Raw genomic sequence first — 21,772 nt, forward strand, 5'->3', positions numbered from 1 at the left:
ATCACGCCCTGTCCGCGACGCGCTCGCCGAGCAGGCCCTGTGGTCTGAAGAGGAGCACGAGGATGAGGAGGCAGAAGGCCCAGACGTTCGCCCAGCTCTGGCCGCCGAGCTGCTGCATGCCGGGGATCTCGTCGATGTAGGCGGAGGCGAGGGTTTCGGCGATGCCGAGGACGACGCCGCCGAGCATGGCGCCGTAGATGTTGCCGATGCCGCCGAGGACGGCCGCGGTGAAGGCCTTGAGGCCCATGAGGAAGCCCATGCGGTAGTCGACGTTGCCGTACTTGAGTCCGTAGGCGACGGCGGCGACGGCGGCGAAGAAGCCGCCGATGGCGAAGGCGATGACGATGATGCGGTTGGTGTCGATGCCCATGAGCTGTGCGGTGTCGGGGTCCTGCGCGGTGGCCTGCATGGCGCGGCCGGTGCGGCTGCGGCGCACGAAGAAGGCGAGGGCGGCCATGCAGCCGATGGCGGCGAGGATGAGGAAGATGTCGGCGTCCTTGATGGTGACGGAGCCGATTTCGTGGGTGGCGTCGAGGCCGGGGAAGGCGCGGGCGCGGTCGGCGCCGGGGTAGAAGTTGCGCACGACCTCCTGGAGGGCCAGGGAGAGGCCGATGGCCGTGATGAGCGGTGCCAGGCGTGGTGCTCCGCGCAGTGGTCGGTAGGCGAACCGTTCCGCCCCGACGGCGATGAGGATGGCCACGAGTGCTCCGCCGAGGAGCATGAGGGGTACGGCGATGGCCATCGAGGTGCCGTTGGGCAGGATGTAGAAATAGACCGTGAGGGCGCCGAAGGCGCCGGTCATGAAGATCTCGCCGTGCGCGAAGTTGATGAGCTGGACGATGCCGTACACCATCGTGTAGCCGATGGCGATCAGCCCGTACATCGAGCCGAGAAGCAGCCCGTTGGCCAGCTGCTGCGGCAGGGTGTTCACCGCATGGCCTCCATGTCGCTGGTGGTCGTGTGCACTGGATGTGTGCGTGGTCGTGTGCTGTGTGGGGGTGTGGAAACGGGCCGCGCGGTCGGGGTCCCCTCCCGCGCGGCCCGTGGTGGGGCGTTGTGGCGGGCCGGGCTACTGCAGGTCGGCGGTGCCGGTCTCCACGTCCTTCCAGGCACCCTTCTCGACCTGGTAGACCGTCAGCTGCTTGTTGGTGGTGTCGCCGTACTCGTCGAAGGAGATCTTGCCGGTGAGGCCTTCGAAGTCGGACTTCTGGACACCGTCGACGACCTTGGAGCGCAGGTCGTTGATGTCGGTGGGAACCTTGCCGCCGTTGGCGTCGGCCGCGGCCTTGACGGCCTTGATGATGGCGGTGGTGGCGTCGTAGGCGTAGGCGCCGTACGCGCCGTAGTCGCCCTTGTAACCCTTGTCCTTGTACGTCTGGATGAACGTCTTGGCGGCGGGCAGGGTGTCGGCGGGGACGCCGATGGCGGTGGCGAGGTCGCCTTCGGAGGACTTGCCGGCGGCCTCGATGTAGGTGGAGGCGAACATGCCGTCGCCGCCGAACAGCGGGATCTTGACGCCGGCGTCCTTGAGCTGCTTGGTGATCAGCGCGGACTCGTCGTACTGGCCGCCGTAGTAGAGCAGGTCGGCACCGGAGTTCTTGATCTTGGTGACGAGGGAGCCGAAGTCCTTGTCGCCGGTGTTGACGTGGTCGGTGCCGACGACCTTGCCGCCGAGCTTCTTGTACTGCTCGTTGAAGATCTTCGCGAGGCCGGCGCCGTAGGTCTGCTTGTCGTCGACGACGAAGGCCTTCTTCTTCTTGAGGCCGTTGTACGCGTAGCCGGCGGCGAAGCTGCCCTGGAGTTCGTCGGTGGTGGCGGTACGGAAGTACGTCTTGAACGGACGCTTCTTGTCCGTCTGCCAGTTCTTGCCCTGGGTGAGCTCGGGGGCGGTGTTCGCGGGGGAGATCTGGACCATGTCGGCCGAGGCGAACACCTGCTGCATCGTCTGGGCGACGCCGGAGTTCAGCGGGCCGACGGCGCCGACGACCGTCTTGTCGCCGGTCAGGGCGGTGGCGTTGGACTGGCCGGTGGCGGGCTGCGCCTTGTCGTCCAGGGCCTTGAGCTTGAACTTCACGCCCGGGACCCAGTTGTTCTTGTTGGCGTCGTCGACGGCTATCTGGGCGCCGTACTGGATGCCGAGGCCGGTGGTCGAGTTCTCACCGGAGAGCGGGGCGTCGACGCCGATGGTCAGCGTGGTACCGCTCCCGTTGTCTCCGCCCTTGTCACCGCTGTCGTCTCGGGAACCGCAGGCGGTGAGAGTCAGAGCTCCGGTCGTGAGAACGGAGGTAAGAATCACCAAGGAACGCTGTCGCACAATCAGTCCTTTCACAGGCAGGCCCCGCCCTGGTCGGGGGGTGAGTGCCGCGCTGGTACCGAACTCCCGATGGAGCGGTGACTGGCCGTGACTCTAAGCCCGGGGTCAGGGCGGGGACAGCGGCGTGGGCTGGCTTGTGACTTTCTTGTTATGACGCCGTGGATGTCGGGTGCCGGACCGGGGCCCTCTCGGCGGGTTTGGCCGATTTTCGCCGAGGTCCGCATTCTGAGAACCCGCACTTCCGGTTGGCCGTGGCCGAGATCATGCGCTGGTCGGGTCGCGCGTGGCCCGAAAGAGATCGAAAAGGTCCCGGGCGCGGGCGCGGCCGAAGAAGAAACCGTGGCGTCGTATTGCGCGTATGTTACGGAGCGTTACGCCGAGAAAAGGGGCGCTTGGCGCGCGGGCGCGGTTTCGGGCAAGGGGAAACGGAGATTTCCGCGGTGTTGGCCGGGGGTGTGCCGCCCGGCGCGGGCGGTGAGCCCGGCGGTGCAGGCGCCGGTGGCCCGGAGAGTGATGGCGTCGGTGATCCGGAGGGTAGTGGTGGGGCCGCGGTCGTGGAGGTGCCGGTGATCCGGAGGGTGATGGCGGGGCCGCGGTCGTGGAGGCGCCGGTGACCCGGGGGGCGACGGCGGGGCTCCCGGTGGTGGAGGGCGCCGGTGGCCCGGAGGGTGGTGGGGCCGCGTCGCCGGCAGGCGGCGGCGTGCACGACGGCCGTCACGGTGGACCGAACGAGGCTGACCACTCGGGGAGTTGGGGAGTGAGAGCGGCGGGCGGGTGGCGGGGCGGCCGGTTCCGCGGTTCGCGGATCGGCTGCTCGGGCGCGGTGCGCCGGTGCCGGTGACGTAGGCGACTTCGTCGCTCGTGGGCCGAGTCGGCGGTCGCGCGGGGCCCGGCCGCAGGTCGGACGGTGCCCCGCCGCTCGGTGCGTGCGGCGGGGCTGTCGGCCTTCCGTGCGACCGGTGGCCGCCGGTGGGGTCGGGTGGGGGTCGGGCGGGTGAGGCCGCCCGGGGGTTACGGCAGCTTCACGAACGGCGAGAGGAAGGCGCGGGCGCCGGGCGTGTCCAGGCGGTACGTCACGTTGGTCGCGTAGCAGGGGGTGTCGCCGGTGATGGTGGTGGCGGCGAGGACCCTCTTGCCGCCGAGCACGGCGAAGTTGGGGCCGCCGGAGTCGCCGTAGCAGGCGCCCCCGTTGCCCTGGGGCGCGGTCATCGCGAGCCGGGCCCAGGATTCGTTGAGGGCGTTGAAGGTGACGGGTGCCTTCATCCGGACACCGCCGCCGGGGTGGGTCTGGCCGCCGGGGCCGTTGACGGCCTCCTGGGTGCCGTACCCGGCGACGAGCCAGTCGGTGGCGTTCAGGCCCTGCGGGCCGAGCTTGCCGAGCTGGTTCGCGGTGGGCAGGGTCGCCGGCGTGAAGCTCCAGCGGGCCTTGACCTCGGCGGCGGGCAGCTGGATCACCGCGATGTCGTGGGTGTCGGAGGCGGGCCCCGGGTAGTCGGGGTGCGTGTGGGCGGTGCCCCGCATGGCGACGGCGGCTGCCTGTGCGGCCGGGTCGCCCGGGTACTTCTTCGCCGCCGCGTCGAGCCCGGACTGCACGTCCTGGTCGAGGGAGACGTAGAACCGCACGTTCTCGGGCCAGTCCGAGGTGCAGTGGGCGGCGGTCAGGAAGGTGTCCGCGTCGATCATGGTGCCGGAACAGACCCAGTCGGCCCGGTCGGGGGTCGCGGGGTCGCCGTCGTCGTCCCAGGTGGCCACGAGCGCGCCCACCTCGGTGCGTTCGGGGGCGGGCGCGGCGTTGTAGGAGTTGATGGCGGAGGACGGCAGCGTGGTGGCGAGCACGGTGGCACAGGCCGCGGCGGTGACGGCGAAGGCGCGTACGGAGGTCAAGAGAAACCCTTCTGGGGGTGGGGCGGGTCTTCTCCTGTGGGGGGGAGCGCCAGTGAAGCGCCCGGAGGGGGCCGCGACAAGAGCGCGCCCGCCCCTCCAGGGTTTTCCCTACGTCGGCCGGATCGCCGGGCTCAGTTCGCGGCGCGTATGAGCTCCTCGTCGGCCGGCTTCACGTCGCGCAGGAGGCAGGTCAGCCGGGCCGTGCACACCCTTTTGTCGCTTTCATCCGTGATGACGATGTCGTAGGTGGTGGTCGACCGCCCCCGGTGCACGGGCGTGGCCACACCGGTGACGAGCCCGGAGCGCACCCCGCGGTGATGGGTGCAGTTCAGATCGACACCCACGGCGATCTTGGAGCTGCCGCCGTGCAGCATCGACCCGATGGAGCCGAGCGTCTCGGCCAGCACCGCGGAGGCCCCGCCGTGCAGCAGTCCGTAGGGCTGGGTGTTGCCCTCCACCGGCATCGTCCCGACGACCCGGTCCGCCGACGCCTCGGAGATCTGGACGCCCATCCGGTTCCCCAGGTGGCCCGCGGAGAACAGGGCCAGGAGGTCCACGCCGAGCGCGGCGTACTCGTCGATGACCTCTTGCGGGAACTTCACATGCTGCTGCTCACCCATCGGGCCCGGCTCCGTTCGTCCTCGTCACTCGGTTGCCTGTGTCACTGAGCGAACGCTCAGTCGGTCGCCGATTGTTCCAGACGCACCACCACGGACTTGCTGGCCGGGGTGTTACTGGTGTCCGCCGTGGCATCCAGCGGCACCAGCACGTTGGTCTCCGGGTAGTAGGCGGCGGCGCAGCCCCGGGCCGTCGGGTAGTGCACGACGCGGAAACCGGGTGCCCGCCGCTCCACGCCGTCCCGCCACTCGCCGACCAGGTCGACGTAGACGCCGTCGGCCAGCTTCAGGGCCCGCGCGTCCTCGGGGTTGACCAGCACCACCCGGCGGCCGTTGCGGATGCCCCGGTAACGGTCGTCGAGGCCGTAGATCGTGGTGTTGTACTGGTCGTGCGAGCGCAGCGTCTGCAGCAGCAGACGGCCCTCGGGCAGCCGTGGGTACTCCACGGGTGCGGCGGTGAAGTTGGCCTTGCCGGTGGCCGTGGGGAAGCGGCGCTCGTCGCGTGGGGCGTGGGGGAGCGCGAAGCCGCCGGGCCGCGCCACCCGCGCGTTGAAGTCCTCGAAGCCGGGGATCACGCGCGCGATACGGTCTCGGATCGTCGCGTAGTCCTTCTCGAACTCCTCCCACGGCGTACGGCTGTTCTCACCCAGCACGCGGCGGGCCAGGCGGCTGACGACGGCCGGCTCCGACAGCAGGTGCGGGCTCGCCGGCTCCAGCCGCCCCCGGGAGGCGTGCACCATGCCCATCGAGTCCTCGACCGTCACGAACTGCTCACCGCCACCCCGCAGATCGCGCTCGGTGCGGCCCAGCGTCGGCAGGATCAGGGCCCGCGCGCCCGTGACCACGTGCGAACGGTTCAGCTTCGTCGACACGTGCACGGTCAGCCGCGCCCGCCGCATGGCCGCCTCGGTGACCTCCGTGTCGGGCGACGCCGAGACGAAGTTGCCGCCCATGGCGAAGAAGACCTTCGCCTCGCCGTCGCGCAGCGCGCGGATGGCCCGTACGACGTCGTAGCCGTGCTCGCGGGGCGGCGCGAAGCCGAACTCCCGCTCCAGGGCGTCCAGGAACGCCGGGGCGGGGCGTTCGAAGATGCCCATCGTGCGGTCGCCCTGCACGTTCGAATGCCCGCGCACCGGGCACACGCCCGCGCCCGGGCGGCCGATGTTGCCGCGCAGCAGCAGGAAGTTGACGACTTCCCTGATCGTGGGGACGGAGTGTTTGTGCTGCGTGAGGCCCATCGCCCAGCACACGATGGTGCGCCGGGAGGCGAGGACCATGCGGAGGGCCTTCTCGATGTCCTCGCGGGCCAGACCGGTCGCCGTGAGCGTCTCGTCCCAGTCGGCGGCGCGGGCGGCCTCGGCGAATTCCTCGAAGCCGTGCGTGTGCTCCCGCACGAACGCCTCGTCGACCGCGCCGTCCGTCTGGAGGATCAGCTTGTTCAGGAGGCGGAACAGGGCCTGGTCGCCGCCGAGACGGATCTGCAGGAACAGGTCGGTGAGCGTGGCGCCCCTGACCATGCCCTGCGGGGTCTGCGGATTCTTGAAGCGCTCCAGGCCCGCCTCGGGCAGCGGGTTGACGCTGATGATCTTCGCGCCGTTGTCCTTGGCGTTCTCCAGCGCGGACAGCATGCGCGGGTGGTTCGTCCCCGGGTTCTGCCCGGCGACGATGATCAGGTCGGCCTTGTGGAGGTCCTCCAGCAGGACGCTGCCCTTGCCGATGCCGATCGTCTCCGACAGGGCCGAGCCGGAGGACTCGTGGCACATGTTCGAGCAGTCGGGCAGGTTGTTCGTGCCGAACTCGCGGGCGAACAGCTGGAAGAGGAACGCGGCCTCGTTGCTGGTGCGGCCGGAGGTGTAGAAGACCGCCTCGTCCGGGGAGCCGAGCGCGGCGATCTCCTCGCCGATGATGTCGAAGGCGCGCTCCCAGGTGACCGGCTCGTAGCGCGTGCCCCCCTCCGGGAGGTACACGGGGTGGGTCAGCCGCCCCTGCTGCCCCAGCCAGTAGCCGCTGCGGCCGGCCAGGTCGGCGACCGGGTGCGCGGCGAAGAACTCGGGCGTGACCCGGCGCAGGGTGGCCTCCTCGGCCACCGCCTTCGCGCCGTTCTCGCAGAACTCCGCCTTGTGCCGGTGCTCCGGCTCCGGCCAGGCGCAGCCCGGGCAGTCGAAGCCGTCCTTCTGGTTCACGCTCAGCAGCGTCAGCGCGGTGCGCTTCACACCCATCTGCCGCTGGGCGACCCGCAGCGTGTGCCCGATCGCCGGGAGCCCCGCGGCCGCGTGCTTCGGCCCGGTGACCTGCGGCGCGTCCTGAACCGGATCACCCTTCGGCGGCTTCGACGCCATCACACGCTCCTCTTCGACTGCGCTGTGAGGTACGTCTCCGATCCTCGCACGGGGCGGTGACACCGGGCGGGGGAGGCCCGGGGGAAAGGCGGTGTCCGGTGTCCCCGGCGGGGCGCGCCCGATCCCGGCACCCGCGGGGCCGGGGCCGAGTGTCAGTGGGGCGTGGCAGGATCGGGGGCGTGGCAGAGACAGCATCGAAGACGACCGACCAGACCTCCGGCGGCAGCCGGCCGCGACTGATGCTCATGGACGGGCACTCGCTGGCCTACCGTGCGTTCTTCGCGCTGCCCGCGGAGAACTTCACCACCGCGACGGGCCAGCCGACCAACGCGATCTACGGCTTCGCGTCGATGCTGGCCAATACGCTGCGCGACGAGGCGCCCACGCACTTCGCGGTCGCCTTCGACGTCTCCCGCAAGACCTGGCGCTCCCAGGAGTTCACGGAGTACAAGGCGAACCGCTCCAAGACACCGGACGAGTTCAAGGGCCAGGTCGAGCTGATCGGCGAGCTCCTGGACGCGATGGGCGCCGTCCGCTTCGCGGTCGACGGGTTCGAGGCGGACGACGTCATCGCCACACTCGCCACCCAGGCCGAGGCCGAGGGCTTCGAGGTGCTGATCGTCACCGGCGACCGGGATTCGTTCCAGCTGGTCAGCGAGCACACCACCGTGCTGTACCCGACCAAGGGCGTCTCCGAGCTGACCCGCTTCACCCCGGAGAAGGTATTCGAGAAGTACGGGTTGACGCCCGCGCAGTACCCCGACTTCGCGGCCCTGCGCGGCGACCCCTCCGACAACCTCCCCGGGATTCCCGGCGTCGGCGAGAAGACCGCCGCGAAGTGGATCAACCAGTTCGGCTCCTTCGCCGAGCTCGTCCAGCGCGTCGACGAGGTCAAGGGCAAGGCCGGCCAGAACCTCCGCGACCACCTGGAATCCGTCAAGCTCAACCGCCGGCTCACCGAGCTGGAGCGCCGGGTGGAACTCCCCAAGGGCGTCACCGACCTGGAGCGTACGGCCTACGACCGCAAGGCCGTCGCGATGATCCTGGACACCCTGGAGATCCGCAACCCGTCGCTGCGCGAGCGGCTCTTCGCCGTCGACCCCGGCGCCGAGGAGGCCGAGACCACCCCGATCAGCACCGAGGGCGTGCAGCTGGACGGCACGGTGCTCTCCACCGGCGAGCTGCCCGCCTGGCTCACCGAGCACGGCACGCAGCCCCTCGCTGTCGCCACGGTCGACACCTGGGCCCTCGGCACCGGCTCGGTCGCCGAGGTCGCCCTCGCCGCGCCCGGCGGCCCCGCCGCCTGGTTCGACCCCTCCCAGCTGGACGAGGCCGACGAGAGGGCCTTCGCGGCCTGGCTCGCCGACGCCGACCGGCCCAAGGTCTTCCACAACGCCAAGAGCGCCATGCGCGTCTTCGCCGGGCACGGCTGGAGCGTCGAGGGCGTGCGCATGGACACCGCGCTCGCCGCCTACCTGGTCAAGCCGGGCCGCCGCTCCTTCGACCTGGACGCGCTGTCCATGGAGTACCTGCACCGCGAGCTGACCCCCGCCGCCGCTGCCGACGGCCAGCTCGCCTTCGGCGCGGACGACGCCGCCGAGGCCGAGGCCCTGATGATCCAGGCCCGGACCGTTCTCGACCTGGGTGAGGCCTTCGAGAGCCGCCTGGAGGACGTCGGCGCCGCCGACCTGCTGCGCGACATGGAGCTGCCCACCTCGGCGCTGCTCGCCCGCATGGAGCGGCACGGCATCGCGGCCGACCGGCCCCACCTGGAGGCCATGGAGCAGATGTTCGCCGGCGCCGTCCAGCAGGCGGTCAAGGAGGCCCACGCGGCAGCCGGGCACGAGTTCAACCTGGGCTCGCCCAAGCAGCTCCAGGAGGTCCTCTTCGGCGAGCTGGCCCTGCCCAAGACCAAGCGGACCAAGACCGGTTACACCACGGACGCCGACGCCCTCGCCTGGCTGGCCGGCCAGACGGACAACGAGCTTCCGGTGATCATGCTCCGCCACCGCGAGCAGGCCAAGCTCCGCGTGACCGTCGAGGGCCTGATCAAGACCATCGCCGCGGACGGCCGGATCCACACCACGTTCAACCAGACCGTCGCCGCCACCGGCCGTCTGTCCTCGACCGACCCGAACCTGCAGAACATCCCGGTCCGCACCGACGAGGGTCGCGCGATCCGCCGCGGCTTCGTCGTCGGCGAGGGATTCGAATCGCTGATGACGGCCGACTACAGCCAGATCGAGCTGCGTGTGATGGCGCACCTCTCCGAGGACGCCGGCCTGATCGAGGCGTTCACCTCGGGCGAGGACCTGCACACCACGGCCGCCGCCCAGGTCTTCGCGGTCGAGCCGACCGCGGTCGACGCCGAGATGCGCCGCAAGATCAAGGCCATGTCGTACGGCCTGGCCTACGGACTGTCCGCCTTCGGCCTCTCCCAGCAGCTGAACATCGAGGCGGCCGAGGCCCGCGCCCTGATGGACGCGTACTTCGAGCGGTTCGGCGGCGTGCGGGACTACCTGCGCCGGGCGGTCGACGAGGCCCGGGCCACGGGATACACGGCGACGCTCTTCGGGCGCCGCCGCTACCTCCCCGACCTCAACAGCGACAACCGCCAGCGCCGCGAGGCCGCCGAGCGGATGGCCCTCAACGCCCCGATCCAGGGCACGGCGGCCGACATCGTCAAGATCGCCATGCTCAAGGTGGACGACGCCCTGAGGGAAGCCGGCCTCGCCTCCCGCATGCTCCTCCAGGTCCACGACGAAATCGTGCTGGAGATCGCCCCCGGAGAGCGGGCCGCCGCCGAGGAACTGGTCCGCCGCCAGATGGCGAACGCCGTCCAGCTCCGCGTCCCGCTGGGCGTCTCGGTGGGCGCGGGGCCGGACTGGGAGTCTGCGGCCCACTAGGCCGTTTCTGACGGATCTCCGCGGCGTCGCGACGCCCGGCACGCACTCTCGCCGCACCGCGCGAAAGCCCAAGTAGCTCCGCTACGAGGGCTTCCACGCGGCACGCCGAGAGCACGCACCGAACGCCGCTCCTTCTCCCGCGGAGATCCATCAGAAGCGGCCTAGACGCCGCGCGGCTGGGCCGGGACGGGCTCCGAGGGCGTGGGGACCGACGCGGGTGAGTGTTCAGACGCCGAGGTCCTGCCTCGCCCGGGGCGTCGGCCCCGCCTCAGCCGGGCGCTGTGGCCCTCCCTGCCGGGGCACCCGGACGTCCCGCTCCCGGCCTGGCCGACACCGGCGGAACCGTCACTCGCGTGGCCCCCGAGAAGGCGCCCCCGTCCCCGGCGGTCGTAAAGATGCGGGGCATGGGTATACGCACGTTCCTCAGCCGCACGGCACCCGGCGTGGCGCTCCCGCCGGTCCCGGCGTTCGAGGCCGCCGCGAGCACGGTTCGCGTCCCCGTCCCCTTCACCACGGCCCTGCGCCACGCGGCGGCGGACCTGCGGCAGCGTCTCACCGCATGCGGTCGGCGGCCCGCCGGTTCCGCCGGTAGCGGTGGCCTCTCCGCCGTCGTGACGGCCCTCCCCGGTGCCGTCGACCCGGCCACCGTCCTGGCCCTCGGCGACACCGAGGTCTGGTCCGCCCTCACCGGCACCGACGATCTGCCCAGCCTCCTCGGCCTCCCCGGCGCCGACACCATGCCGTCCGGCACCCATGGGGCTTCCGGCACCTATGAGGGCTCCAGCACTCATGGGGCATCCGGCGCCTATGAAGGCTCCGGCGCCCATGGCGCTCCCCGCGCCCCTGAAAGGCCCGGCAAACCCTCGCGTCCGTGGGCCCGGCTGGCCCGGGATTACCTGACGCTCGTCCTCACCCTGCTGCCGCGCCCCCGCCCCGGGCACACCACCATCACGGTGTACATCGCGACGACCGACAGGGTGCTCAGCGAGCGGCCGGGCGGCTCCGCTCCGTCTCGGCGGCCGGGGCCCGACCGGCGGGGACCGGAACCGGACGCCGCACCCTGACGCCCACGGCGTAGAGCAGCAGCGCCGGGACGAGCCCCGCGCCCGCGCCGAAGCAGACCGTCGGGATGATCTCCCACGGCTTGGCCTGCGAGCCCCAGTACGCCCACCACCGCGACGCCCGCTGCACCGCACCGGCCAGTGCGAAGCCGCAGATGACAGCGGCGGCAGCCCACCGGTCCCGCACCGCGAGCACGGGGATTCCCACCGGCTCCCGCAGAGGCGCCCTGCGCAGCGCGTGCGCCAGGAACACGGCGATCACGACCGCGGCCACCGCCGAACCGCCGTACTGCAGGTACCAGTACAGCGGTGAGCCCGCCACCTCCCGGCCCAGCACCGGAAACAGCCGGATCCCCCACCGGTCGAGATGCGTGAACGCGTCCCACACCACATGGGTCGCCGCACCGAGCACCGCGGACACGTACCACCGCGCCACCAGTGAGGGCCGCACCCGCGCACGGGGCACACCGCAACGCAGCAGGGCCGACACGCGCCCCTGGCGGGCCCGCGGCAGCAACGCCACGAGCGGTTCACGCACCAGCAGCCAGAGCCCCACCAGCGCCCAGGCGATGAGCACATCAACCGTGAGGACGCCCGCGAACGCGTGCGTGACGTCACCGAACTCCATCGCCCCGGACACCACACTCGCCGCGTAATAGGTCATGTCGGGCGCGAAGGAACCCGCCACGAGCACGGCGGGCACCAGCGGGCCCCGGCCGGTGCCGTCCGTACGGACGGCGGGCAGCACGGCTGCCGCATGGCTCAGCGTGAACGGCAACTCGGCTCCTCGCGGGGATCGTTGCACCAGGTCGGGCGTACCCGGCGACCAGTGGCCCAGTATGCGGGATGCCAACCCGTCGACGGCGTCACGCTCGCGCACGACCCACGGGTGAAAAACGGTCACGAACGGCTGCCCGAGCAAAGAGAGTTGCCGTAGGGTCGCCAGAGTCACCGCGCGGGGAGCGCGTCGCACTCGTGACCGCGGTGAAGCGCAGAGCACTGGAGAAAACAGAGTTGTGACCGTCGGAGGGCAACCTCTCGGGCGGTTGGATCGTCACAACAGGGCGAACACTGCAGACGTAGAACACTGCAGACGTAGACCGGACGCTCGGGCGTTCACGGGAGGGGTTCACTCTATGGCGGCGCAATTCGGCAGGAGGCTGTGCAAGGGGGCGGCGACCACCGCCGTGGCCGCGGTCGCGGTCGCGGCACTGTCCGCCTCCCAGGCTCCGGGCGTGAACGACCACCGCAGGCAGACCGCCGCCGGCGCCACGCCCTCACCCGAAGCGAGTGCCTCCGACGGCAGCGCCACCGGCAACTCGCCGTACTACACGGACCTGCCCCCGCTCAAGAGCCCGAACCCGTCACCGTCCACGGGCCCCGGCCCGGGCGGCACGAGCCCCACGGAATCAGGCATTCCCGCGACCGTCCTCGACGCCTACAAGAAGGCCGAGAGCGCGCTGCGCGAGGCCAAGCCCGGCTGCAACCTGCCCTGGCAACTCCTCGCGGCCATCGGCCGGGTGGAGTCGGGACAGGCTCGTGGCGGCCAGGTCAGGGCCGACGGCACCACCATCAAGCCGATCCTGGGCCCGCAGCTCGACGGCAACGGCTTCGCCCTCATCAGGGACACCGACGACGGCGCCTACGACGGCAACAGCTCGTACGACCAGGCCGTCGGCCCCATGCAGTTCATCCCCTCCACGTGGGCCTGGGCGGGGCGCGACGGCAACGGCGACGGCAAGCAGGACCCCAACAACATCTACGACGCCGCCCTCGCCGCCGGCCACTACCTGTGCCGCAACAACTGGGACCTGTCCCAGCAGGGCGACCTCGACCGGGCGATCCTCAGCTACAACAACTCGCGGGAGTACCTGAACCTCGTCATGAGGTGGCTGGAGTACTACCGCAAGGGCACGCACGAGGTTCCGGACGGCACCGGCACGCTGCCCGACAACCGCAGCGACCACGGCGGGGGCGCGGGCACGAACCCGGCACCCACCACACCCGGCGCCACCGCTCCGGGCCACTCGACGCCGAAGCCCGGCCCCAAGCCGACCAAGCCCGAAAAGCCCGCGAAGCCCGGCGACGGTACGACCGCTCCGAAGCCGCCCACGACCCCGCCCACCACCACCCCGCCCGGTACGCCGCCCAAGCCCTCCCCGCCGCCTACGAAGCCCCCCACCCCCACCGACACGGTGGACCACCTGGAGGACGCCGGAACCGCGAAGCTGACCGCCATGGCCGGTGACGCGTTCGACCGGCGGATCAGCACCCGCGCCGAGACGGCGGCCGGCAAGGCCGTCGCCAAGGTCAGAGTCCGCTTCACGATCGTCGGCGACACGGACACCACCTTCACCGGCGGCGAGAGCGTGGCCACGGTCGCCACCAACAGCTCCGGCGTCGCCGTGGCGCCCGCTTTGCGGGCGGGGGAGAAGACCGGCGCCGTCACGATCCGCGCCACCGTGGTGGGCCGTGTCGTCCCGGGCCTCGACTACAAGGCCACCGTCACCGAGCGGGCCGCCGACGCCCTCGCCCGCACCGGTGACGCCGCGCTGACCTGCGTCCCCGGCGGCGAGTTCGCCGACCAGGTCGAGGTGAAGGCCACGTACAAGGGCGCCGTCGCCGACGGTGTCGCGGCCACCGCCACGCTGGTCAAGTCCGACGAGGACCCGGCCGCCGACGACAAGGGCCCCTACTTCAAGGACGCCGACGGCAAGACCGTCCGCACCCTGACGGGTCTGAAGACGGACGCGAAGGGCCTGCTGAAGCTGCCCGAGCTGTACGCGGACGACACGACCGGCACGTTCCTGCTGCGCGTCACCACGGCGGGCGGCGCGACGCTCACCGTCGAACTGACGGTGGCGGCGGCGGAGACGTCCTCGCCGAGCCCCTCGGCCAGTCCGGGCGCGTAGCTCTCCGGTACGACGGACGACGCCCCTCTTACAAGAGACGCCCCCTTGTAAGAGGGGCGTCGTTGTGTGTGCAACGTGTTCTCATCTCCGGCGCGCGTTGCTACGGTGCCGAGCACCTGACGGTGTATCAGCTCCACCGTCACGACCCGTGGGGAGGCTCCGTATGCGCGCCTTCATCGCCGCCGCCACCGGTCTCGCCCTCGCGTTCGCCGTCGTCCTGACGCTGACCGCCCTCGGCTCCCCCTCGGGCGGGACGTCACCGAAGCCCTTGCTGACGACGGTGCCCGCACACCCCTGACCGCCCGCCCGGGAGGGAGGCCGAGATGCGCCGCAAGGCCGGCCTGGTCCTGCTCGCCCTCGCCGTGTTCTTCGCGGCCCTGTCCCCGCTGCTGCGCTGGTACGCCTTCCCGCGCCTCGCCAAGGTCCCGGCGCACCAGTACCAGGAGATGGTCCTGGAGGCGAAGGACGCCACCCTCCTCGACTACGCCACGATGCGGGCGAAGAAGGTCCCCAAGGTGACCATCGTGCAGACCCTCAAGGGCAACGTGGAGGCCTCCGAACGGATCGAGGAGTCGGCCGGCCGGGACGTCGTCGTCTGGGACGGCCTGTCCTACGTCGTCGGCCCGGACGGCAAGATGGTGTCGAAGATCCCCGAGCGCTACATCTTCGACGCCCACACCCAGGACCCCGTGCACGCCACCGGCGAGATGGTCGACGGGGACCCGGTACGCCGCCGGGGCATCGAGTTCAAGTGGCCGTTCCTCACGGAGAAGCGGGACTACGCGTACTTCGACGCCCAGGCCCGTATCACCGCGCCCATCGAGTACAAGGGCACCGAGGACTTCCGGGGTCTGGAGGTCTACTACTTCGAGCAGACCATCCCCTGGACCAAGGTGAAGTTCCCCAGGACCCTGCCCGTGCAGGGCCTCACCCCCGAGTCGGTCGCCCGGACCGGCACCACCCGCTGGTACACCACGGTCCGCAAGTTCTGGGTCGAACCCCTCACCGGCGCCCCCGTCTACGGAGAGGAGATCCACCGGGAAGAACTGCGCGGCGGTGCCCTCCTCGGCGACCGCGACAAGGTGACCGCTTTCGCCGGCCACGTGAAGATGCGCGAGGACTACCTCACGCACACGGTCGACCTGGTGAAGTCCCAGCGTCTGCTCATCCTGCTGATGACCTCCTACCTGCCATGGGGCTTCCTGACCCTGGGTGCCCTCCTGCTGGCGCTCGCGCTGTACCTGGAGGCCCGCGGACGCCGCTCCTCGGGCCCGGCCCCCACGGCGGCCGAGGAACCGTCGTCGGTCAGCGCTTGAGCCGCGCGTTGGTGTGCCGGGTCGGCTCGGCGCCCGCCGGGTCCTCGGGCCACGGATGCTTCGGATACCGGCCCCGCAGCTCCGCCCGCACGCCCTGGTAGCCGTCCCGCCAGAACGACGCGAGATCGGCGGTGACGGCGGCCGGCCGGCCGGCCGGCGACAGCAGATGCACCAGCAGCGGCACCCCGGCGACCCGCGGCGACTCCTGGAGCCCGAACATCTCCTGCACCTTCACCGCCAGTACGGGCAGCTCGGGCCGCGAGTAGTCGATCCGGACCTTCGACCCGCTCGGCACGGTCATCCGCTCCGGAGCCAGCTCGTCGAGCCGCCCGGCCTCCCCACCGGCCCAGGGCAGCAGCCGGGTGAGCGCCTGCCCGGCATCGATCCGCGCCAGATCGGCCCGCCGCCGCGCCCGGCCGAGTTCCGGCTCCAGCCACTCCTCCACGCGCGCGTGGAGAGCCTCGTCGGAGACGTCCGGCCAGGGGTCCCCGAGACGCAGACGCAGGAACGCCAGCCGCTGCCGCAGGACACCGGCCTGCGCCGACCACCGCAGCAGCCCGAACCCCTCCCGCCGCAGCCCGTCCAGCAGCGCGTCGCGCACGAGCCCGGGGTCGGCGTCCCTCAGCGCCCGCACCGCCAGCTCCACGGCCCCGAGCCGCTCCACCCTCCGCGCCACGACGTCCCCGTCGTCCCACCCGACCTCGTCCCGCTCCTCCAGCAAGGCGCCGGCCGCGAGGCGGGCCGTCTCCTCGTCGACGGCGGCCCCGAGCCGCACGCGCGCGTGCCCCCTGCCGACGGGCCGGTCGGCCATGGCCACGGCGATCCAGGGGGAACCGTGCAGCGCGCTCCCGTCGCCGGTCTCGGCGCGCGTTCCGGACGCCATGAGATACGACCCGCCGTCGGCCTTGGCGACCCGTTCGGGAAAGGCGAGAGCGGCGACGAGCCCGACCTGCTGTTCTTCGGACCGGCTCCCCGGTCCCGCATCCTGTGCCCCAGCCTGGTGGGAATCACCGGAATCGACGGCCCGCAGCCGCCGCACCTCACCGCGCCACCGTGCGGCATAGGCGTCACCCCCACGCCGGGCACGACGCAACGCACCGGCCAGATCGTCGCCGTACTCCCGCGGGGCCTCCTCACTCAACAGCGCCACGACCTCCGCGGCCCTCCCGGCCCCCAGCAGCGGGACGGAGTCGAGCAGCGCCCGCCCCAGCCGGGGATGCACCCCCACCCGGCTCAGCCGGACTCCCCGCCCGGTGGCCCGTCCGGCGGAGTCCAGCGCCCCCACCGCCGTCAGGACGTCCCGCGCAGCCGCCATGGCCCCGCTCGGCGGCCCGTCCAGCAGCGCCATCCCGGACGCGTCCGGATCGCCCCAGCACGCCACCTGCAACGCGAACGCCGTCAGGTCGGCCACCTTGATCTCCGGCGACGGATACCGCGGCAGACGCGCGTCCTCGGCCGCCGCCCAGCAGCGGTACACCGCCCCCGGCGCCTCACGCCCGGCCCGGCCCGCCCGCTGCCGGCCGGCCGCCTGCGACGCCCGCACGGTCGTCAGCGCGCTCAGCCCGCGCGCGTGGTCCACCCGCGGCTCGCGCGCCAGCCCCGAATCCACGACGACCCGCACCCCCGGCACCGTCAGGGAGGACTCCGCGACGGACGTGGCCAGCACGATCCGGCGCCGCTCCCCGGGCCGCAGCACCGCGTCCTGCACGGCCGCCGGCGCCCGCCCGTGCACCTGGAGCACCTCGACGTCCCCGAGCCCTCCGAGCTGCCCGGCGACCCGGGCGATCTCGCCCACGCCCGGCAGGAAGCACAGCACGTCCCCGTCCCGCTCGGCCAGCGCCCGCCGGACCACGGACGCCACATGCGTCAGCAGCGCCGGATCGACCCGCATCCCGTGCGGCGGCCGTACGGGACGCACCGGCGGCGCCCACACGGTCTCGACCGGATACGCCGCCCCGTGCGCCTCGATCACCGGCGCCCCGCCCAGCAGCTCCGCCCACCCCTGGGCGTCGGTCGTCGCCGAGGCCGCCACCAGCCGCAGCTCGGGCCTGAGCGTCTGCCGCACGTCCCACAGGAACGCCGCCGCCGTGTCCGCGTCCAGGTGCCGCTCATGGCACTCGTCGAGCACCACCACGTCCACGCCGGCCAGCTCCTGGTCCCGCTGGAGCCGCTGCACCAGCACACCGGTCGTGACGACCTCCACGCGCGTGTGCCGTCCGACGACCCGCTCGCCGCGCACCGTGTAGCCGACGCTCTCCCCGGGCTTCTCGCCCAGCAGCCAGGCCATCCGGCGTGCCGCGGCCCGGGCCGCGATCCGCCGCGGCTCGGCCACGGTCACCCGCCGCTCGGGCCCCTCGCCCAGCAGCCCCGCCAGCGCCAAGGGCACCAGGGTCGTCTTGCCGGTTCCCGGCGGCGCCACGAGGACGGCCGTGCCGTGCCCCTGAAGGGCGTCGTCCAGGGCGGGCAGGGCATCGCGTACGGGCAGGGAGTCCAGGGCGTCGTAACGGATCACGCCCTCAGTGTCGTACGCCCGGGAGGGCCGCTCCCACGCGCGCGTGCCTCATTCCCGCTCGCACACGAAGATCGCCGTGCCGGGGATGAGGTTCCCGCGCAGGGGCGACCAGCCGCCCCACTCGGAGGTGTTCCAGGCCGGCCACTCCGGCTCCACCAGGTCGACCAGCCGGAAGCCGGACGCCACGACGTCCCGGACCCGGTCGCCGAGGGTGCGGTGGTGCTCGACGTACACCGCGCGGCCCTCGTCGTCCTGCTCGACGTAGGGCGTGCGGTCGAAGTACGACCCCGACACCGACAGCCCCTCCGGCCCCGGCTCGTCCGGGAAGGCCCAGCGGATCGGATGCGTCACCGAGAAGACGAGCCGGCCCCCGGGCCGCAGCACCCGGCGCACCTCCCGCAGGACCTGGCGCGGGTCGGCGACGAAGGGCAGCGCCCCGTACGCCGAGCAGGCCAGGTCGAACGAGCCGTCCGCGAAGGGGAGCGCACCGGCGTCGGCGCACACCAGGGGGAAGGCAACGCCGATGCGCAGCGCGTGCTGGAGCTGCCGGTGCGAGATGTCGAGGGCGACCGGGCGCGCACCCTGGGCGGTCAACCACCGCGAGCACTGGGCGGCGCCGGCGCCGATCTCCAGGACGTCCCGGCCCTTCAGCCCCTCCGGAGGGCCGAGCAGTTCGGCCTCCACCTCGTCGAGACCCTCGGGGCCCCACACGAAGCGGTCGTCGCCGAGGAACGTGCCGTGCTCGATCTGGTACTCGTCCGCGTTGCGGTCCCACCAGCCACGATTGGCCCGGGAGCTTTCCGTGACATCGGCATCGCGCCGGGTGGCCTCGGGTTCGGACGCTTCGGACTCTTGGATGATCGGCTCCCTCGTCGTACTCTTCCGTCCAGCCGGTCCCGGCGGTGGCACAAAGGGGGCGTCGTACGGCCCGCGTGGCCTCGGACGACAGGACTTGTGCCGGGTATGCGGCGATCCGCCCCGCGTGGGCGGCTTCGCGCATTGACCCTGCCCGGCTGCCCCCGTATGCTACAAGTTGCGCTGCGGGCCTGCGCACCTCAGACGTAGCAGGCTGCGCTCGCATCTGTATGTATGTCCCCTCGGTTGTCGAGGCGCCACCGTTTTTGAGTGGCGCTTCCTTGGCTGTCCGGCTTCTGCAGAGCGAAACGGGCTCCCGGCGTAGCAGTACCTACGACTTCAATGTCCGTACCGGAGCCCTTTCCCACATGACGAGCAGCACCGAGACCACCGCAACCACCCCGCAGGTAGCGGTCAACGACATCGGTAACGAGGAAGCCTTCCTCGCCGCGATCGACGAGACGATCAAGTACTTCAACGACGGCGACATCGTCGACGGCGTCATCGTGAAGGTCGACCGGGACGAGGTCCTGCTCGACATCGGTTACAAGACCGAAGGCGTGATCCCGAGCCGCGAACTCTCGATCAAGCACGACGTCGACCCCAACGAGGTCGTCGCCGTCGGTGACGAGATCGAGGCCCTTGTTCTCCAGAAGGAGGACAAGGAAGGCCGCCTGATCCTCTCGAAGAAGCGCGCCCAGTACGAGCGCGCCTGGGGCACCATCGAGAAGATCAAGGAAGAGGACGGGATCGTCACCGGTACCGTCATCGAGGTCGTCAAGGGTGGTCTCATCCTCGACATCGGCCTCCGTGGCTTCCTTCCGGCCTCCCTGGTCGAGATGCGCCGCGTCCGCGACCTCCAGCCCTACGTGGGCAAGGAGCTCGAGGCCAAGATCATCGAGCTGGACAAGAACCGCAACAACGTGGTCCTGTCCCGCCGTGCCTGGCTGGAGCAGACCCAGTCCGAGGTCCGCCAGACGTTCCTCACCACCCTCCAGAAGGGTCAGGTCCGTTCCGGCGTCGTCTCCTCGATCGTCAACTTCGGTGCCTTCGTGGACCTGGGTGGCGTCGACGGCCTGGTCCACGTCTCCGAGCTCTCCTGGAAGCACATCGACCACCCGTCCGAGGTTGTCGAGGTCGGCCAGGAAGTCACCGTCGAGGTCCTCGACGTCGACATGGACCGCGAGCGTGTCTCCCTGTCGCTGAAGGCGACGCAGGAAGACCCGTGGCAGCAGTTCGCCCGCACCCACCAGATCGGCCAGGTCGTGCCCGGCAAGGTCACGAAGCTGGTTCCGTTCGGTGCGTTCGTCCGCGTGGACGAGGGCATCGAGGGTCTGGTCCACATCTCCGAGCTGGCCGAGCGCCACGTGGAGATCCCGGAGCAGGTCGTCCAGGTCAACGACGAGATCTTCGTCAAGGTCATCGACATCGACCTCGAGCGCCGTCGCATCAGCCTCTCGCTGAAGCAGGCCAACGAGTCCTTCGGTTCGGACCCGGCCTCGGTCGAGTTCGACCCGACGCTCTACGGCATGGCCGCGTCGTACGACGACCAGGGCAACTACATCTACCCCGAGGGCTTCGACCCCGAGACCAACGACTGGCTCGAGGGCTACGAGACCCAGCGCGAGGCGTGGGAGACCCAGTACGCCGAGGCGCAGCAGCGCTTCGAGCAGCACCAGGCGCAGGTCATCAAGTCCCGCGAGGCGGACGAGAAGGCCGCTGCCGAGGGTGGCGAGGCTGCCGCTCCGGCCGCGTCCGGCGGTGGCGGTTCGTACTCCTCCGAGGGCCCGGACAACTCCGGCGCGCTGGCCTCGGACGAGGCGCTGGCCGCGCTGCGCGAGAAGCTGGCCGGTGGGCAGAGCTGAACGCCCACTGAGCTGTAGCTCCTGACCGAGGGGCCGTACCTTTCGAGGTGCGGCCCCTCGGCGTTTTCCGGCCGTCGTTCGGTTGCGGGCCGTGGGGGTCGGTCGCGCAGTTCCCCGCGCCCCTGACGGTGCGTTGCCCTCGCCGCCAAGATCACGAATCTCCTCCAGCGGGAATGCCCACACCCGCAACGGTGTTGTGGAGTGTGAACACGAGGAGGAGCGGTCACTGTGCTTGATCCGCAGGGTTTGTACGCATGGGAGCCGAAGGGCCTGGCCGTCGTCGACATGGCGCTCGCCCAGGAGTCGGCCGGACTTGTCATGCTCTACCACTTCGACGGATACATCGACGCGGGCGAGACGGGCGACCAGATCGTCGACCGGGTGCTCGACTCCCTGCCCCACCAGGTCGTCGCGCGCTTCGACCACGACCGGCTCGTGGACTACCGTGCCCGCCGCCCGCTGCTGACGTTCAAGCGCGACCGCTGGGCCGACTACGAGGACCCCGCCCTTGAGGTGCGGCTCGTGCAGGACGCCACCGGGGCGCCCTTCCTGCTGCTGTCCGGCCCCGAGCCGGACGTGGAGTGGGAGCGCTTCGCCGCCGCCGTGAAGCAGATCGTGGAGCGGCTCGGCGTCCGCCTCTCGGTCAACTTCCACGGCATCCCCATGGGCGTCCCGCACACCCGGCCCGTCGGCCTCACCCCGCACGGCAACCGCACCGACCTCGTACCGGGCCACCCCAGCCCGTTCGAGGAGGCGCAGGTGCCCGGCAGCGCCGAGTCCCTCGTCGAGTACCGACTGCTCCAGGCCGGGCACGACGTCCTGGGCGTCGCCGCCCATGTCCCGCACTACATCGCCCGCTCCCCGTATCCGGACGCGGCCCTGACGGTCCTGGAGGCCATCACGGGGGCGACCGGACTGGTGCTGCCCGGCATCGCCCACGCCCTGCGCTCGGACGCCCACCGTACCCAGACGGAGATCGACCGGCAGATCCGCGAGGGCGACGAGGACCTCACCGCGCTCATCGAGGGCCTGGAGCACCAGTACGACGCCGTCGCGGGCGCCGAGACCCGGGGCAACATGCTCGCCGAGCCGGTGGACATCCCATCGGCCGACGAGATCGGCCAGGAGTTCGAGAAGTTCCTGGCGGAACGAGAAGGCGATAACTGATCCCCGGAGCACCTGGGCGAGGCC

15 protein-coding genes are annotated in these 21,772 nt (G+C 71.4%); 7 read left to right on the plus strand and 8 right to left on the minus strand.

The features are described from left to right. Position 1: 1 nt before the first annotated feature. From QNO09_RS10070 to QNO09_RS10090, 5 genes are all read right to left on the minus strand, one after another. Entirely contained in the window at positions 2-931 is a 930-nt protein-coding gene (locus tag QNO09_RS10070) for a branched-chain amino acid ABC transporter permease (protein WP_283969751.1), read from the minus strand. Positions 932-1,069: 138 nt separating this feature from the next. Continuing rightward, the gene (locus QNO09_RS10075) at positions 1,070-2,299 is read right to left on the minus strand and encodes a branched-chain amino acid ABC transporter substrate-binding protein (RefSeq protein WP_283969752.1); all 1,230 of its coding nucleotides are present in this window, start codon (positions 2,297-2,299) and stop codon (positions 1,070-1,072) included. A 1,026-nt stretch (positions 2,300-3,325) separates the two neighbouring features. Beyond that, positions 3,326-4,198, minus strand: a complete 873-nt coding sequence (locus QNO09_RS10080; protein ID WP_283969753.1) for a trypsin-like serine protease — start codon at positions 4,196-4,198, stop codon at positions 3,326-3,328. Positions 4,199-4,329: 131 nt separating this feature from the next. Beyond that, complete coding sequence (locus QNO09_RS10085; RefSeq protein ID WP_283969754.1) at positions 4,330-4,818, minus strand: PaaI family thioesterase; 489 nt, start codon at positions 4,816-4,818, stop codon at positions 4,330-4,332. A 56-nt stretch (positions 4,819-4,874) separates the two neighbouring features. After that, complete coding sequence (locus QNO09_RS10090) at positions 4,875-7,154, minus strand: FdhF/YdeP family oxidoreductase (RefSeq protein ID WP_283969755.1); 2,280 nt, start codon at positions 7,152-7,154, stop codon at positions 4,875-4,877. Positions 7,155-7,333: 179 nt separating this feature from the next. Between QNO09_RS10090 and polA the strand changes: the two genes are divergently transcribed. Together polA and QNO09_RS10100 are read left to right on the plus strand one after the other, a co-directional pair. After that, positions 7,334-10,060 (plus strand): DNA polymerase I, encoded by a 2,727-nt coding sequence (polA, locus tag QNO09_RS10095; protein WP_283969756.1) that lies wholly within the window; start codon positions 7,334-7,336, stop codon positions 10,058-10,060. 404 nt (positions 10,061-10,464) lie between these two features. Continuing rightward, positions 10,465-11,124: a hypothetical protein gene (locus tag QNO09_RS10100; RefSeq protein ID WP_283969757.1), complete on the plus strand. Its 660-nt coding sequence runs from the start codon at positions 10,465-10,467 to the stop codon at positions 11,122-11,124. Here the strand turns inward: QNO09_RS10100 and QNO09_RS10105 are convergent. Continuing rightward, positions 11,042-11,899, minus strand: a complete 858-nt coding sequence (locus tag QNO09_RS10105; protein WP_283969758.1) for a DUF4184 family protein — start codon at positions 11,897-11,899, stop codon at positions 11,042-11,044. The two genes, QNO09_RS10100 and QNO09_RS10105, sit on opposite strands and share 83 nt — an antisense overlap. A 358-nt stretch (positions 11,900-12,257) precedes the next feature. Here QNO09_RS10105 and QNO09_RS10110 point away from each other — a divergent pair, with 358 nt between their 5' ends. From QNO09_RS10110 to pgfA, 3 genes are all read left to right on the plus strand, one after another. Continuing rightward, entirely contained in the window at positions 12,258-14,033 is a 1,776-nt protein-coding gene (locus QNO09_RS10110) for a lytic transglycosylase domain-containing protein (protein ID WP_283969759.1), read from the plus strand. Between the two features lie 163 nt (positions 14,034-14,196). After that, complete coding sequence (locus QNO09_RS10115) at positions 14,197-14,331, plus strand: SPW_0924 family protein (protein ID WP_283969760.1); 135 nt, start codon at positions 14,197-14,199, stop codon at positions 14,329-14,331. Positions 14,332-14,356: 25 nt separating this feature from the next. Continuing rightward, on the plus strand, positions 14,357-15,349 hold the full coding sequence (gene pgfA / locus QNO09_RS10120; RefSeq protein ID WP_283969761.1) for a cell envelope lipid trafficking protein PgfA: 993 nt from the start codon (positions 14,357-14,359) through the stop codon (positions 15,347-15,349). Here the strand turns inward: pgfA and hrpB are convergent. Beyond that, entirely contained in the window at positions 15,339-17,861 is a 2,523-nt protein-coding gene (gene hrpB, locus QNO09_RS10125; RefSeq protein WP_283969762.1) for an ATP-dependent helicase HrpB, read from the minus strand. The two genes, pgfA and hrpB, sit on opposite strands and share 11 nt — an antisense overlap. A 48-nt stretch (positions 17,862-17,909) precedes the next feature. Continuing rightward, on the minus strand, positions 17,910-18,770 hold the full coding sequence (locus tag QNO09_RS10130; RefSeq protein WP_283969763.1) for a class I SAM-dependent methyltransferase: 861 nt from the start codon (positions 18,768-18,770) through the stop codon (positions 17,910-17,912). Between the two features lie 314 nt (positions 18,771-19,084). On the opposite strand from QNO09_RS10130, the gene rpsA reads away from it, so the two are divergent. Further along, complete coding sequence (gene rpsA, locus QNO09_RS10135; protein ID WP_062926262.1) at positions 19,085-20,581, plus strand: 30S ribosomal protein S1; 1,497 nt, start codon at positions 19,085-19,087, stop codon at positions 20,579-20,581. A 228-nt stretch (positions 20,582-20,809) separates the two neighbouring features. After that, complete coding sequence (locus QNO09_RS10140; RefSeq protein ID WP_283969764.1) at positions 20,810-21,748, plus strand: PAC2 family protein; 939 nt, start codon at positions 20,810-20,812, stop codon at positions 21,746-21,748. Positions 21,749-21,772 lie beyond the last annotated feature (24 nt).

It is taken from the genome of Streptomyces sp. 378 (genome assembly GCF_030124145.1).
Lineage (GTDB): Bacteria > Actinomycetota > Actinomycetes > Streptomycetales > Streptomycetaceae > Streptomyces.

Bases quoted from the DNA above. Each gene is read 5' to 3' on its own strand.
- QNO09_RS10085 (WP_283969754.1), bottom strand. From the start codon at position 4,818: ATGGGTGAGCAGCAGCATGTGAAGTTCCCGCAAGAGGTCATCGACGAG.
- QNO09_RS10090 (WP_283969755.1), bottom strand. From the start codon at position 7,154: ATGGCGTCGAAGCCGCCGAAGGGTGATCCGGTTCAGGACGCGCCGCAG.
- QNO09_RS10100 (WP_283969757.1), top strand. From the start codon at position 10,465: ATGGGTATACGCACGTTCCTCAGCCGCACGGCACCCGGCGTGGCGCTC.
- QNO09_RS10110 (WP_283969759.1), top strand. From the start codon at position 12,258: ATGGCGGCGCAATTCGGCAGGAGGCTGTGCAAGGGGGCGGCGACCACC.
- QNO09_RS10115 (WP_283969760.1), top strand. From the start codon at position 14,197: ATGCGCGCCTTCATCGCCGCCGCCACCGGTCTCGCCCTCGCGTTCGCC.
- pgfA (WP_283969761.1), top strand. From the start codon at position 14,357: ATGCGCCGCAAGGCCGGCCTGGTCCTGCTCGCCCTCGCCGTGTTCTTC.
- rpsA (WP_062926262.1), top strand. From the start codon at position 19,085: ATGACGAGCAGCACCGAGACCACCGCAACCACCCCGCAGGTAGCGGTC.